The organism is Nitrospirillum amazonense (genome assembly GCF_007828035.1).
Classification (GTDB): Bacteria; Pseudomonadota; Alphaproteobacteria; order Azospirillales; family Azospirillaceae; genus Nitrospirillum; species Nitrospirillum amazonense.
On the sequence record NZ_VITV01000005.1, the window covers coordinates 359616 to 374583 of the forward strand.

Genomic DNA, 14968 nt, shown 5'->3' on the forward strand with positions numbered 1-14968 from the left:
GAGTTCACCAACCATATCCGGCTAAAAAGCGGCTTATGAGCGATCTGCTGACGGCGGTGGCGATCTTTATGATGGTGGCGGGGCTGTCCTACCTCGCCGCCCTGGCCATTTCGCATCTGGTGGAACGTCATCTGCACATGAGCGAAGGCGTGGACCGGGTGGATGAGCGCTTCCAGGAGGCCAACATCCTGTTCCGCAAGTTCGAGGACCGGGGCGGCAAGATCATGCCGCGTGTGGCCCGCCTGGACAATGCGCTGAAATCCGCCCGGCGGCAGAACTATATGTCGACGCGCCGCGTGGCCGACCTGGAGGCCAAGCGCGACCAGCTGATCCGCGTGCTGGGGGAGGAGGACGCCTTTACCCGCCCCGGCCGGCCCGCCCGCCATTTCGTGGCGGCCGTGATCAACCGCCATGTGCAGCGCGCGGTGATGGAGCAGAAAGAGGTCATGGGCCTGTCGCGCAGTTGGGCGCGCACCCAGAACGTCCATGCCTGGGCGCCCAATGTTGGTGACGCCAAGACCCTGGTGGAGAGCTACTACCCCCACTCCATGGGTTTCCACATCATCGAGATTCGCGAGCCCTCGCAAGACGGCCCGGGGGACCATGGCCCGGGCATGGATGACGGCGATATCCATTTGGCGGAGGCCGACACCTCCGCCCCGCGGGGCTGAGCGCCATGGCCATCAGCTTTTCCCTGCTGTTCGGCATCGCCGCCGGCCTCACCGCCGCGGGGCAGGTCGCCAGCTCCACCGCCCGCCGCATCCGCCGCATGCGCCGCGATACCCGCGCCCGCCGCCGCCAGGTGGATGAGCTGTTCCAGGCGGTGCGGGACAAGGCCAAGCTGACGCTGGATCTGAAGCGCGAGGAGCGCAAGATGACGGCGGAGCTGGAGGAACTGCGCAGCAGCGTCACCGAGCATGACCGCCTGGCCGAGGCGCGCCGCGCGGACGAGGCGCTGCTGTATGTCTATGACGAGCGCCGCATGCCCAACGACAGCGCCTTCACCGTCACCATCACCCATTCCAGTTTCCAGACGGTGTCGCGCGGCGCGCCGGAGCCGGTGGTGTCGTCGTGGCGCATGGGCCGGCGCTATCTGGTGTGGGCCTCCAGCACCAAGCTGGCCGTGTCCAAGACCCTGCAGCGCTTTCCCCCTGAACGCGGCTACGTGGTCAAGGGCGGCGATCCTTACCCCTCCGATCCTGAGGAATTGTGAGCCGGGATGGCCGTCCCATGGGCGGCCTGGGCGCTTGTCCAAGAGCCCGCCGCCACATGGTGACGCGTGGCGTTTGGCGGCAATCGCCCCGTCATGGTCCCAGCGTTGCCCGGCTTCCGCCGCAATCCCGGTGTTCAATAGCACCATCGCCGGACGCCTTCCCCCGATGGTGACTGCCAAGGGGGGTAAAGTACCGGACGGATGTTCCTCCTTCGGGATCAGCGTGTCGCCATGTTGCTCAAGACTGTCCTCCTCCCCCTGACGGCCGCCGGCTTTGGCGCCGCCGCCGGCTTGTGGGACCTGACGTCCGCCAGTCTGGACGGCACCCTGGTGATGCTGGCCATCGCCGGTTTCCTGCTGTCGGTCGCGGCCCCCCGCCAGTGGGGTGTTTGGGTCCTGGTCATTGGCGTGGGCGTGCTGCTGGCCCATGTGGTCACACCTGCCCGGCCCGGGATGCTGTTCGACCTGACCGTGGTGTCCGGGCTGGTGGCCGCGGCCGTCTCCCTGCTGCCGGCGGCCGTGGGCGCCGTCGCGGCCCTGGCGGTGCTGTGGGTGCTGCGGCCCAACCGCCCCATGCGGGTCCATGCGGCGCCCCTGGCTCAGCCCGCCAAGGCCACCCTGGTACAGCGGGGCGCCCAGGCGGCTCAGCGCGCCGCCGATCATATGGGCCGCCTCAACGGGGGGCGCTTCAACGGCGGCGCTCTGCGCGGTCAACCCACCCTGGATGTCGGCGACTGAAGCCTGAGGTGGAGGACGGTGCGCCGCCATCCTCCCCTGGCTGTGCTATCCCTCTAATCTGGCCCGCCTTTTTACGGATCGGGACAGTCCGTCCGATTGACAGCGTCATCGGCCGCCCCCTACCGTCGCGCCACTTCAGCCCAGGCCCCGCATGGCCCGGGAAATATGGTCACACGAAGAACAACAGGGGTCGTTCCATGAAGATTGTCGCCGCCCTCACCGTCCTGGCCATCGCCGTCGCCGGCACCGCCGCCGCTCAGACGGCCGGCGACCCTGTGAAGGGGGAAAAGGTGTTCCAGCGCTGCAAGGCCTGCCACAGCGCCGAGAAGGACGGCGCCGACAAGCTGGGCCCCAATCTCTGGGGCGTGGTCGGCCGCAAGTCGGCCAGCGAGGAGGGCTTCAACTACTCTCCCGCCATGAAGGCCGCCAACAAGACCTGGGACGCCGCCACGCTGGACGTCTATCTCACCAAGCCGGCGGCGCTCGTGCCCGGCACCCGCATGGCGTTCCCGGGCATCCCCTCCGCTCAGGACCGCGCCGACGTCATCGCCTACCTGTCCGGCTTGAAATAAGAGCGTCCAGTTCCGGCCCCGCCACCACCCAGCGCGGCCGGATCGTTGCGATTCCCCAACTGCTGCCGTCACGACACAACCGGTGATATTCGCCGCCTTGTGACTTTTGGGCCCTTGACTGCGGGGGATGCTTTCGTGGGACTCTGCCCTCGCGTCAAGAACGAGCGGGCCGCCTGAACGGCCCGCCGTGAAGGGATAGAGGGAGCCCATGACCAGCCGGATGTTACGCACGACCACCGCCATGGCGGTGGCGCTGATGGCGTCTTTCGTCGGTTTCACCGCGCACGCGCAGCAATATTCCGCCGGTATCGTCTTCGGTGACAGCCTCAGCGATCCGGGCAATCTGGTGCCCCTGGGTCTGGCACCACCGCCGCCCTATTACAATGGCCGCTTCTCCAATGGCCCGTTGTGGGATGAGAAGGTGGGCGCGCTGATCGGTGGCGTGCCGTTCAAGAGCTACGCCTATGGCGGCGCCCGCTCCACGGCGGAACGGCCCATCGACTTCCTGAACCAGATCAACGCGTTCTTGGCGGCCAAGCCCACCATCACCAGCAGCCAGCTGTATTCCTTGTGGATCGGCGCCAACGACTACTTCCAGTACGCCACCAGCGGTTCATCGGTGGACGCGGCGACGGAGGCGGCCACCGTCGTGGGCAACATCGGTACCGGCGCCAGCAAGCTGATCGCCGCCGGCGCCCGCAATTTCCTGATCTTCAACCTGCCCAACCTGGGCAACACCCCGTCGATCTCGGCGGAAGGGGCGGATGCCTCGCTGCAGGCCAACCAGCTGACGGCCATCCACAATGCCGATGTGCTGGCCCTGACCAAAAGCCTCAACGGCACCAGCGGCGCCCGGGTCATCCTGGTGGACGTGAACACCATCTTCAGCATGATCCAGGCCAACCCGTCGGCCTACGGCATCACCGATGCCACCCACTCCTGCCTGCTGGGCGGCAAGGCCACGGGCTATTGCACCCCCGCCAACATCAACACCATGCTGTTCTGGGACGACGTGCATCCCACCACCACCGGTCATACCCTGGTGGCGGAATATGTGGCGGGCACCCTGACCACCGTGCTTCAGGCGCCGCAGGCGGCAGTGGCGGCCACGCAGCTGAACTTCATCGCCGATGACGGCATGACGGGGTCCGTGCGCGCCCGTCTGAACGGCATCCGCTCGGGCACGGCTGTCGCCGGCGTGGGCGGCGGCATGGGGACCGGCACCTCGACGGGGCGCGACGGCCGCGTCGGCATCTTCCTCTATGGCAACTACGGCACCGGCGACCGCGACGCCATTGCCGGCCAGATGGGCTACACCTACGACAGCTACACCGGCGCTCTGGGTGTGGACTATCGGGTATCCGACTATGTCACCACCGGTGTCGCCCTGGGCTATGGCGACAACCGCATGCATTTCCGGGGTGGCTTCGGCAAGGACGAGCTGCACGCCTACAACCTGATGGCCTATGCCACGGCCAACATGGGCGCCTTCTATGCCGACGGCATGATCAGCTACGGCTATGACGAGTTCACCCAGATGCAGCGCCAGACCGGCTTCGCGCCGCAGCCTTGGGGCAACGCCACGCCCAACGGCAGCACCTATGGCGCCAGCCTGTCCGGCGGCTACAATGTGACGCTGGGCAATGTGGCCCTGGGTCCCACAGCGGGCCTGCGCTACACCCGCGCCAGCATCCACAGCTACACGGAAAAGGACGCGGGCGCCCTGGCGCTGAGCGTGCCGGACTTCGACGCCGAAAGCTTCCGCGCCCAGGCGGGCGGCCAGCTGGCCATCCCCTTCGTCATGGGCGATGTGGTGGTGGCGCCGCAGATCCAGGCCGGCGTGCAGCATGAGTTCCTGAACTCCGGCCGCATCTTCCAGGCCACCCTGCCGGGCGGCCAGGTGGCGGAGACCGACGCCGGTGCCGGCAAGCGCACCTCCTACTATGGCGGGGGCGGCATCGCCATCCAGGCCAACGGCGTCAACGTCGCCGTCTCCTACCAGGGGACGTTCGATAATGGTGACCGCACGGACCATGCCGTCATGGGCCATATCCGCGTCGGCTTCTGAGGCTATAAGCAACAGTGCAAGGTTGACTGGGCGCGCGGGATATTCCCGCGCCCTTTTTATTGCTACCCTGGCGGCCAAGAACAATGACGCGAGGGAGAACAAGATCATGTCCCGTTTGCGGTTCCCCTTGGGCCTGGCCGCTTGCGTCCTGGCGGCACCCTTGCTGATCGGGGCCGGCCCACTGCCCAGCCCCGGCAACCCCACCGCCGCCAACCCTGCTCAGGCCATCCTGGACACCGACCGCGCCTTCGCCGCCAAGGCGCGGGAGATGGGCGTGGGGGCCGCCTTCCAGGCCTTTGCCGCAGATGAGGTCACCCTGCTGAACCGTCCGCAGGCCAAGGTGGACCGGGCGGCGCTGGCCACCCTGTTCCCGGCGGGGCTGGAGCTGGAATGGGCTCCGGAGGATGCCTCGGTCTCGGCCGACGGCACGCTGGGCTACAGCTGGGGCAAGGCCCGCTCCCGCCTCAAAAAACCCGACGGCACGGTGGTGGAGCGTCCGCCTGTCCGTTACGTCACCATCTGGCGCCGCGCCACCAAGGACGCCCCCTGGCGCTTCATTTTCGACGGTGGCACCGTGGACCCGGAATGGGAAGCCGCGCAGCCCAAGGGGCAGTAGTAGTCCGCCCTCAAAGAAAAACCCCCGCCGGACGGACCGGACGGGGGCTTGTTTCGCCTGAGGCAAACGATCTAGTGCGCCGCGAAGGTCCGCTTCTGCGCCCGCTTGACCTCGCTCTCGAACAGGCGGGGGAACAGGCGGTAGAGCGTGGCGGCGATGGCGGGCAGCAGGATGATGGCGCCCAACATGTTGGCGATGAAGACGAAGGTCAGCAGCTCGCCCATGTTGGCCTGGAACTTCAGGGCGGAGAAGGACCAGGTGGCCACGCCCACCGCCAGGGTCAGCGCGGTGAACAGGATGGAGCTGCCGGTTTCCTGCAGGGTCTTGTAGTAGGCTTCGGCGAAGCCCAGGCCGTGCTTCAGGTAGGACTGCAGGCGGTTGAAGATGTAGAGGCCGTAGTCCACGCCGATGCCTACGCCCAGGGCGGTGACCGGTAGGGTGCTGGTCTTCAGGCCGATCTTCAGCTCGGCCATCAGGGCGTCGCACAGCACCGAGACCACGACCAGGGGCAGGACGGTGGCGATGGTGCCGACGACGGAACGGAAGGTAAGGGCGCAAAACACCAGCACGGTGCCGTAGACCCACAGCAGCATGGGTGTCTCGGCCGCCGTCACGGCCTGATTGGTGGCGGCCATGACACCAACATTGCCGGTCGCCAGGCGGAAGTGGATGGGCCCCTTATCCTTGGCGTCGGTGCCATGGGCCTTGTTGTAGGTCTCCACCGCTTTGACCACGCGGTCGATGGTCTCTGCCCTATGGTCCTTGGTGAAGATCATGATGGGCATGACGGAGCAGTCGGCGTTCAACAGGCCAGTGGAAGTCTCGACGGGTGAGACGGCGCGCACCAGCACCTGGCTGTTACGGGGCAGGACGCGCCAGTTCAGGTTGCCTTCGTTCCAGCCCATGTTGACGGTTTTCATCACCTGGGGCAGCGACAGCGTGGACTGCACGCCGTCCACATTGCGGATCTGCCAGGCGAAGTCGTCCACCTGGGACGCGACAGTGTAATCGATGCAGCCGTTGGCCGGCGCCTCGGCGATGACCTGGATGATGTCCACGCCGATGGCGAAATGGGCGGCGATGAAATCCGCATCCCTGTTGTAGGGGCTGTCCGGCCACAGTTCCGGCACGCCGGCCTCGGCGTCGCCGATGACACGGCGGCCCGATTCATGGTGCGCCCAGGCGAAGACGGCGAGGCCGATCATCAGGGCCGGAATGGCGCCCTTGGGCCGCGCGAAAACGGTGAAGACCTTCCACACCGCATCGAAGCGGTCCACCTGGCCGGAAACGCGGCGGCGGTAGCTATCGCCCAGCGGCAGGAAGGACAGGGCCACCGGCAGGATCATCAGGTGGGTGACGACGATGATGACCATGCCGACCGAGGCCGACAGCGCCAGTTCCTGGATCATCTGGATCTTGACGATGCGGATGGTCAGGAAGGCGATGGCGTCGGCCACCAGGGCGCTGGCGCCCGGCACCAGCAGGCGCTGGAAGCTGATGCGGGCGGCGGAGAAGGCGTCGGCCCCCTTGCCGATCTCCTGCGTGATGGTGCCCACGTTCTGCACGCCATGGCTGATGGCGATGGCGAACACCAGGAAGGGCACCAGAATGGACATGGGGTCCATGGCCAGGCCCATCAGCACCAGCAGCCCCAGCTGCCAGATGACGGTGACGACCGACAGGGCCAGCAGCACGGCGGTCATGCGGAACGACCGGCCGTAGACATAGACCAGGATGGCGGTGATGACGAAGGCGACGCCGAAGAAGCCGATGACGCCCACCGTGCCGTCGGCCACGTCGCCCATGGCCTTGGCGAAGCCGATGATGTGGATGTCCACCGCGTCATCGGCGTACTTGCCCCGGATGGCCTCCAGCTTCTTGGCCACGTCCATGTAGTTCAGCTTGGCGCCGGTGCTGGGGTCGCGGTCCAGCAGCTGGATGCTGACCAAGGCTGCGGTGAAGTCCTCCGCCACCAGGCGGCCCACCTGACCGGACTTCAGCACGTTGCCGCGCACCACGTTCAGCCAGTCCGGCGTGGCCTTGAACTCCGCCGGGATGACGTTGCCGCCGCTGAACCCGTCCTCAACGATCTCGATGAAGCGGACGTTGGGGGTGAACAGGGAGGTGACGCTGGCCCGGTCCACGCCCGGGATGAAGAACACCTCGTCCGTCACCTGCTTCAGTTTGGTAAAGAATTCCGGCGTGTAGATGTCGCCCTTCTTGACGCTCAGCGCCACCATGACCCGGTTGGCCCCGCCGAATTCCTTCTGATACTTCAGGAAGGTTTTCATATAGGGGTGTTCCTGCGGCAGCTGCTTCTCATAGGCCGTGTCCACCGCCAGGTGGCTGGCCTGCCAGGCGAAGAAGGCCGTGGCCAGCGCGAACAGCACCAGCACCACCTGCCGGTGGCGGAAGATCAGGGCGTCGAGGAAGCGGGGCAGGGACGTCATCGGGCACTCTGGGGAAACGGGGGAACCGGGAATAGGCGGTCTAGGGCGCGCCGTTCGGGGCAGCGCTGGCGGTCAGGGCAGCGCGCCCATCAGCTTGGGGCCCTCATCGCCCAACAGGATCAAGGTGCCGTCGGCGCCGCGGACCGCATCGGCCAGGGCCAGACGGTCGGGGCGGTAGGTCAGCTTGAAGCTGGCGCCGCCATCACTGCTGCTCAGCACCGTGCCCAACGCGCCCACCAGGACGACATGGCCATCGGGGGTGGCGACGCCGCCCATCAGGCCGGCCTTGGTGCCGGTGTCGATGGTCTGCCAGGTCTGGCCCCCGTCGGTGGAGCGGAAGGCGTGGCCCTGCAGGCCGAAGACCACCACGGTCCTGTCGTCCACCGCCACGCCGCTGAACAGCGAGCCCTCATAGGGCAGGGGACGCTTGGTCCAGGTGTGGCCCTTGTCCGGGCTGGTGTAGACGCCGCCGGCCTCCCCTACCACCATGCGGGTGTCGCCGCCGGTGGTGAAGATGGCGTTCAGGTGCAGGTCGTCATCGGTGATGCGGCGCTTGGTCCAGGTCTTGCCGCCGTCGGCGGTTTCCAGGAACAGGCCGTAGGCGCCCACCGCGATACCGTGGTCGGCATCATCGAACAGCACATCCATCAGGGGCTGTTCCCACTCGGGCGCGAAGTTCTGCAGGGTCCAGCTTTCACCGCCATCGGCGGTGTGCAGGATGGTGGCGTCATGGCCCACGGCCCAGCCCTGCTTGGCGTCGATGAAGCGCACGCCGGTCAGGGTGGCGTTGGCCGGGGCGGGCACTTGGCGCCAGCTGTGGCCATTGTCGTCGGACAGCAGGATATGCCCGCGTTCCCCCACCGCCACCAGCCGCGTGCCCGCCAGCGTGCCGGCCAGGATCAGGGAGCGCGGGGCGAGGGGGGCCAGCAGCGCCGGGATGGGCGCATTGGCGGCCGGGGTCTTCCCGGCGATGGGTGCTGTGACCTTGACGTCGGATGATGGCGGGACGTCGGATGATGGCGGGACGTCGGATGATGAGGGGCTGTCGCCGGCCGCCATCTCCCTCGCTCTTAGGTTGTCCCCGGGGGCGAGGCTGGAGGCCAGGACCAGGGACAGGGCGCCGGCGGCAAGCCGGGCGGCGAGGGGGCGGCATTTCATCATTCAAGTCGCGGACCGCCTCTCGGTGGCCGGCGCCCATAAAACCGGGAAAGGGATGCTGACCCTGTCACGGGCCGCCGGTGGAAATCCAGCGGTCCCGTGACGGGGCGGCAGGATTAGAAGGAGTACTTCAGGCTGAAGCTGATGAAGTCACGATCGTTGATGAGGTTGAAGTCACCACCGCCGAAGAAGTTGGTGTAGTTCACGTCGGCCGACCATTTGTCCAGGAAGGTGGCGGTCAGGCCCACCGACACGGCCTTGCGGCCGTCGATGAAGGTACCCACCGGCAGCGGCGTGGTGCCGTGCACGTCATGTTCCCAGACGACGCGGGGCATCAGGTTGATGCCACCGATGGCATTCAGGTAGTCGAAGCGGGCGACCAGGCGATAGCCCCACGAGAACTCAGTGCCGAAGCCGTTGGTGGCCACGCTTTCCATGCCGCCCAGGCCCAGGAAGTTGGCGTTGCCGCCGACGTTGGTGCCTGTGCCGCTGAAGTGCACGCCATCCGGCATGTTGTGCACGATGTCGGCACCCACCTCGCCCACCAGGATGACCTGATTGGCGCCCATCATGGGCGGCAGGTCCTTGGTGAAGGTCATCTGGACCTGGCTGATGTCGTAGCGGCCATAGCCCTGGATGGTGGTGCCGAACAGGCGCGACGCGCTCTGCTCGATCTGGGCCGTGGTGGTGCCCTGGATGCCACCCAGGCGCTGGATCAGCGCATTGGTGTTGAAGATATGGGCGGCCGCCGTGGCGGCCTGCTGCGCGCCGGCGGTGGCGCCAGCGGTGGCACCGGCCTTGGCGCCGGCGGCGGCACCCTGGGCCTGGCCCGCGGCCTGGGCCGCGGCCAGCGAGGCCGGGCCGCCGCGGGCGGCGATGGCGGCCTGGACGGTGGCCTGGACCGGAGCCGGCAGTGCTGTGAAGTTGGTGCCGACCAGCGCCGGGGCGGCGACCGACAGCACCTGGTTCACGGCCGTCTGGTAGGCGGCGGTGGCGGCGGCCAGGCCCTGCGCGGCACCGGCGGCGGCACCCTGCTGGGCACCCAGGGCCGCGCCCTGCTGGCTGCCAGTCTGGATGAAGCCGAAGACCGAGGGGGCGGCCAGCATGGCCTGCAGGACATCCACGGCGTCATACTGCAGGGGCTGGCCCTGACGGTACGAGTACTCACCCTGGATGGCGACGCCTTCAACACTGGTGCTGAAGCTGACGCCGTACATCTTGATGTCGTTGACGTAGTCGGCGAAGTAGCCGCTGTGGTTGCTGAACGTTTCCGGATTGGACGCGAAGTCGCCGAAGCTGCCCACCTTGACCGACAGGTCCGGCACCCGGTTGTTGTACTTCAGGAAGAAGATGCCGAAGTCGGTATCATCCAGTTCCGGCACGGAATAATGGACGCCGAAGCCGAACTGGCCGTCGTCGCGGGCGTTGTGATCGTTCAGGCGCGGCACGTTGGTGCCGAAGGGCGCGATGGGCGTGACCTGGCCCAGGATGGGGTTCTTGACCGTGCCGTTGGTCTCGATGGCGCCCTGGCTGGCGATGTCGTGGGCCAGCGGGTTGCCGAAGGGCAGAGACAGATAGCGGGCGCCCGGCGACAGCGCGTCGTCGCTGCTGAAGTAGGTGCCGGCCGGATCCAGCAGCGTCTTCTCCCACTTGAACTGGTAGAAGGCTTCCACGCTGAGGTTGTTGGTCAGGCCCAGGTTGGCGCTGATCATCGGCACCGGCAGGAAGACTTCCTTCAGTTCCGTGCCCGGCTGGTGCAGGGCGGAGACGTCCACCGGGTTGATGGCGTTGATGCCGTTGGGGATGAAGGTGCTTTCGCCCCAGCTCAGCACCTGGTTGCCGACGCGCATGCTCAGTGACGTGCCGCCACCCAGGTCGAAGTTGCCGTAGGCATAGGCGTCCAGCAACCGGGCGTAGGCTGCCGACTGGTCGCGGGCGGTGGAACTCAGCGTGAAGGCGCCGGTGCGGGCGGCCGAGGTGCTGTTGGCGTCGTTGTTGATCGGGTCGTAGAAGAAGGTCGCGCGGCCGAAGAAGCCGATGTTATCGTAGTCCAGCTTCAGTTCGTTGGTCATGCGGCCGGTCGTCGACACCAGGCCGGTGCCATAGTTCAGGTCGCCGTTGTCCTGGTTGATGGAGGAGGCGTTGCCGCCGTTGGCCTTGCCCACCAGGTTCTTGTCACGCTCCTGAACGCGGATCAGGCCGCCGAAGGTCAAGGTGGTGTTGAAGCTGCCTTGAAGATCGCCGCTGTTGAAGTCCAGGGCGCGCGCCGGCGATGAGGTGAACAGCGATGTGCCCAGCGCCGCGACGCTCACACCCGCCAGAATACGAGATTTCAGGCACGACTTCCCAAAGACGTTCGCCACCATGCGTCTTTCCTCCCTGTACGTTTTTTTTAAGACACGACCGTCCCTGGCATTCTTGCCTGGGACTCGCGTCCAGCCTCTGTCGCCAAGCCTCGGTTTTCCGGGCGTTGCCGTCAAGCATTGATGAACAGGATCAAGGGATTCCGCGCCGAATAGGGCAAATCTGCAACGCCGTTCAACTCGGATTCGGGGGCGTTTCGAGGGGGTGTTTGCCGGGTTGCCAGTAGGCGTCAAGCCGGGTTCAGGAGGCTACCGCGTGCATCTTTGTCGGCTTCAAAAAAGTTTTGCAGAAGTCGTCCGCCGGGCGGGGTTTTGAGAAGAAGAAGCCTTGAAGCTGATCGCACTGGTGGCGGCGCAGGAAGTCCAGCTGCTCTTCGGTCTCGATTCCCTCCGCCACCACGGTCAGGCCCAGTTGCCGGCCCATGGCGATGATGGTGGCGGCGATGGCGGCCGTGTCGGTGTTGGAGGTCGCCTCCGACACGAAGGAGCGATCGATCTTCAGCGTGGTGATGGGCAGGCGCCGCAGGTAGGACAGCGAGGAATAGCCCGTGCCGAAGTCGTCGATGGCGATGGAGATGCCCTGGGAGCGCAGTTCCGCCAGCGTGTCGGCGATATAGGCCAGGTTGGACATCATCGCCGTCTCGGTGATCTCCAGCTCCAGGAATTCGGGCCCCACGTCGTATTCCTGCAACAGCTGGCGCACCCGCTCCGCGAACTGGCCGGAGGAGACCTGGCGGACGGAGACGTTGACGGCCACGGGCAGGGGCTGCAGCCCCTGTTCCTGCCAGGCGCGGATCTGGGCCAGGGCGGTGCGCATGACCCATTCGCCGATGGGGACGATCAGACCGTTCTCTTCCGCCATGGGAATGAAGCGGGCGGGGGAGACGGAGCCCATCTCCGGATGGTGCCAACGGATCAGCGCCTCGGTCCCCACCGGCTGCAGCGTCTCCAGGTCGATCTTGGGCTGGTAGTGCAGCGTGAACTGGTTCAGGTCCAGGGCCTCGCGCAGCGCGTGCTCCATGGACAGCCGCGCCACCGCCTCCTCGTTCATGCGGGGGGTGAAGAACTGGTAGCTGTTACCGCCCGCCGCCTTGGCGTTGTCCATGGCGGTGGCGGCGTCGCGCAGCAGGGCGTCGGTGTCCGACGCGTCGCCCGGGAACAGGCTGATGCCGATGGAGGTGGTGATGAACAGCTGCTGGCCGTCGATGGCGAAGGGCCGGGTCAGTCCCACCAGGATGGCCTCGGCGATGCGGGCGGCCACCTGCGGCTCCGGCAGATCCTCGGCGATCACCATGAACTCGTCGGCGCCCATGCGGCCCACGGTGTCGGCGGCGCGCACGCAGGACACCAGGCGCTGCCCCAGGGCGCGCAGCAGCTTGTCGCCCACCTGGCTGCCCAGGCTGTCGTTCACCAGCTTGAACCGGTCCAGATCCATGACCAGCACGGCGACGGAGGTGCCCTTGCGGGCGCCATGGGCGATGGCGTGCTGCAGACGGTCCTGCAGCAGGGTGCGGTTGGCCAGGCCGGTCAGCGGATCGTGGGTGCTGACGTACAGCAGCTGCTCCTCGAAGCGCTTGCGGTCGGTCACGTCGGTCATGGTGCCGGTGAAGCGCAGGGGACGGCCCCGTTCATCCCGGATGGCCAAGCCGCGCGCTTCGATCCACAGCCAGCTGCCGTCGTTCTTGCGCAGGCGGAAGACGCTGAGGTAGTCGCCGCTCTCGCCCGACAGGTAACGCTCGATGGTGCCCATGGTGGCGGGCGCATCGTCTGGGTGCAGCAGGGCCTCCAGCGGCTTGTCATGCCAGGGGCTAGCGCCGCCGGGATAGCCCAGCATCTCCAGGAACTCGGGGCTCCACCACGTCAGGCCGGTGGCGAAGTCGGCGTCGAACACGCCGGACCGGGTGGCGCTGACGGCCTGTTTCAGCCGCTCCTCGCTTTCGCGCACGGCGCGTTCCGACCGCTTGCGCTGGGTGATGTCCTGGATGACGCAGATGGCGGTGCGGCGGGTGCCCAGGCGCATCTGGCTGACGCCGAAGGCCATGGCGAAGACGGTGCCGTCGCGCCGGCGGCCCTGCACCTCCGACCGCTGCTCCCCGCCATGGCTGCCGCCCTGGCGCCGCAGGCTGGTCATCAGCTCCATCGACACCCGCGGCCAGTCCTCGTCGGCGATGAAGCTGACGAAGGGCTGCCCCGCCGCCTGGCCTGGCTCATACCCGAACAGCTGGTGGGCGGCGCGGTTCATGGTGGCGACGCGCAGGTCCTCGTCCAGGGTGATGATGCCATCGGCCACGTTGTCCATGATGCCGGACAGGTGGGTCTCGCGCTCGCGCAGCCGGGCCTCCACCCGCTCGCGCTCCACCAGGGCGCGGTCGAATTCCAGCAGCAATTCGTTGGTGGTGCTGGCCAGCAGGCCCAGTTCGTCATCCGCGTGCTGCGGCGGCACGGTCAGCAGCAGGTCGGCCGGCCGGCGGGCGTCCACGGCGGCGATGCCGCGCGTGAGGCGCAGGAAGGGCTTGGACAGCGAGATGTAGAAGACCACGACCAGGATCAGGGCCAGCGCCACCGTCCACACCAAGCCCACGCCCAGGACGATGGCCGACCGGCGGAAGAAATCCAGCGCGATCAGGTAGCGGTCGACGCTGACCTTCAGCACGCCCACGTTCTGGTGGTGGCGTTCGATGACCAGCTGGATGGAGAAGGTTTTTTCCTGGGGCAGCAGGATTTCCGCCAGCCACTTCAGGCCCCCCTCTGCTTCCGGCCGGTCCTTGGCGGCCAGCTGGTTGCCGAAATCCTCATAGATGACGGCATGGTACAGGGGGCGGTACTCGAACAGGCCGGTCAGCACCCGTTCCGCCAGCGCCTGGTCGAAGGCGTAGGCCGCCTCCGCCGCCGGCTGGCGCGCCGTGCTCAGCACCTGCTGCACCAGCTGGTCGGTCTGCTGCTCGACGTTGAACAGGTCGTAGGTGATCTGGGCGGTGTTCAGGATGATGCCCAGCGCCAGGGTCAGCAGGGCGGTGTTGCGCGCCTGCTTGTAGGACAAGCGCTTGCGCAGCGGCAGCCGCACCTTCTTGCGCGCGGCCGCCTTGCCATCCTCCGGCCCCATGCCCGGCGCCTGGGCGCCGCCTCCTTGGCCGTTCCCATCGCGGGGCGTTCCGCCGGTGACGGACGATGCGTTCCCGAACTGTGCCAGGGTACGGGACGACGACGATGCCTCGGAGGACGGTGGGGGCGTCATGCCAACCTTTAGGTCGCGGGGCGTTCAAAACAGCGGGCGGTACAACCACCTCATCATGACCTTAAGACGTATGGGGTCCCAGAGTCTCGCACTTCCGTACGGGCCGCGCTGTGGGATAGGTCAACGCTCCTCGACGATGTTGCGGAAAATCTTCAGCCATTCGTCGGCGGTGGCGCGCTTGCGGAAACTGACGACCAGGGGCTGCGGGAAGCGGCGCGTCTTCAGCGTCATTTCGAAATGCTGGTCCTTGGCCTGGTAGCGCCAGGCCGTCAGGTCCTTGGCGGCCAGCAGCACGGGCGGGCGCTTGTCCAGGCCCTTGCCGATCACGGCCACGCGGCCGCGCGCCTCGTCGGCGGCGATGCCGGTGCCCTCATGGGCGTGGCGTTCGGTGATGGTGAACCCTTCCAGCGCGTCGAAGCGGCGGAAGATTTCGGCTTCGGACGGGCCACGCGTAGCCAGCCAGGCGACCAGCGCCAGGGCCAGGCCCACCCCCATCACAGCCAGGACGATCAGCAGCAGCATGGGGTAGGGATAGAATGAACGGGCCGGCCCCGC

11 protein-coding genes are annotated in these 14968 nt (G+C 67.0%); 6 read left to right on the forward strand and 5 right to left on the reverse strand.

From position 1 onward, the window contains the following. The first annotated feature begins 35 nt into the window (after positions 1–35). The 6 genes from FBZ87_RS16750 to FBZ87_RS29260 all read left to right on the forward strand — a co-directional run bounded on the left by FBZ87_RS16750 (position 36) and on the right by FBZ87_RS29260 (position 5207). A complete protein-coding gene (locus FBZ87_RS16750) occupies positions 36–671 on the forward strand; it encodes a hypothetical protein (protein ID WP_145611456.1) in 636 nt (211 codons plus the stop codon). A gap of 5 nt (positions 672–676) precedes the next feature. Beyond that, a complete protein-coding gene (locus FBZ87_RS16755) occupies positions 677–1213 on the forward strand; it encodes a hypothetical protein (RefSeq protein ID WP_088871889.1) in 537 nt (178 codons plus the stop codon). Between the two features lie 231 nt (positions 1214–1444). Beyond that, complete coding sequence (locus FBZ87_RS16760; protein ID WP_145611458.1) at positions 1445–1951, forward strand: hypothetical protein; 507 nt, start codon at positions 1445–1447, stop codon at positions 1949–1951. Positions 1952–2148: 197 nt separating this feature from the next. Beyond that, entirely contained in the window at positions 2149–2523 is a 375-nt protein-coding gene (locus FBZ87_RS16765; protein WP_145611460.1) for a c-type cytochrome, read from the forward strand. 208 nt (positions 2524–2731) lie between these two features. Then, positions 2732–4591, forward strand: coding sequence for an autotransporter domain-containing protein (locus FBZ87_RS16770; RefSeq protein ID WP_145611461.1), 1860 nt, complete (start codon positions 2732–2734; stop codon positions 4589–4591). A gap of 106 nt (positions 4592–4697) precedes the next feature. Then, positions 4698–5207, forward strand: coding sequence for a hypothetical protein (locus FBZ87_RS29260; protein WP_186454803.1), 510 nt, complete (start codon positions 4698–4700; stop codon positions 5205–5207). 71 nt (positions 5208–5278) lie between these two features. Here FBZ87_RS29260 and FBZ87_RS16780 read toward each other — a convergent pair whose 3' ends face one another. The 5 genes from FBZ87_RS16780 to FBZ87_RS16800 form a co-directional block, all read right to left on the reverse strand. Next, on the reverse strand, positions 5279–7657 hold the full coding sequence (locus FBZ87_RS16780; RefSeq protein WP_145611463.1) for an efflux RND transporter permease subunit: 2379 nt from the start codon (positions 7655–7657) through the stop codon (positions 5279–5281). Positions 7658–7729: 72 nt separating this feature from the next. Continuing rightward, entirely contained in the window at positions 7730–8818 is a 1089-nt protein-coding gene (locus FBZ87_RS16785; protein WP_145611465.1) for a WD40/YVTN/BNR-like repeat-containing protein, read from the reverse strand. 113 nt (positions 8819–8931) lie between these two features. Continuing rightward, the gene (locus FBZ87_RS16790) at positions 8932–11181 is read right to left on the reverse strand and encodes a DUF1302 domain-containing protein (RefSeq protein ID WP_145611467.1); all 2250 of its coding nucleotides are present in this window, start codon (positions 11179–11181) and stop codon (positions 8932–8934) included. 238 nt (positions 11182–11419) lie between these two features. Continuing rightward, complete coding sequence (locus tag FBZ87_RS16795) at positions 11420–14413, reverse strand: EAL domain-containing protein (protein WP_145611469.1); 2994 nt, start codon at positions 14411–14413, stop codon at positions 11420–11422. Between the two features lie 120 nt (positions 14414–14533). Continuing rightward, positions 14534–14935 carry a hypothetical protein gene (locus tag FBZ87_RS16800; RefSeq protein ID WP_145611471.1) on the reverse strand — a complete coding sequence of 134 codons (402 nt, stop codon included), beginning with the start codon at positions 14933–14935 and terminating at the stop codon, positions 14534–14536. Positions 14936–14968 lie beyond the last annotated feature (33 nt).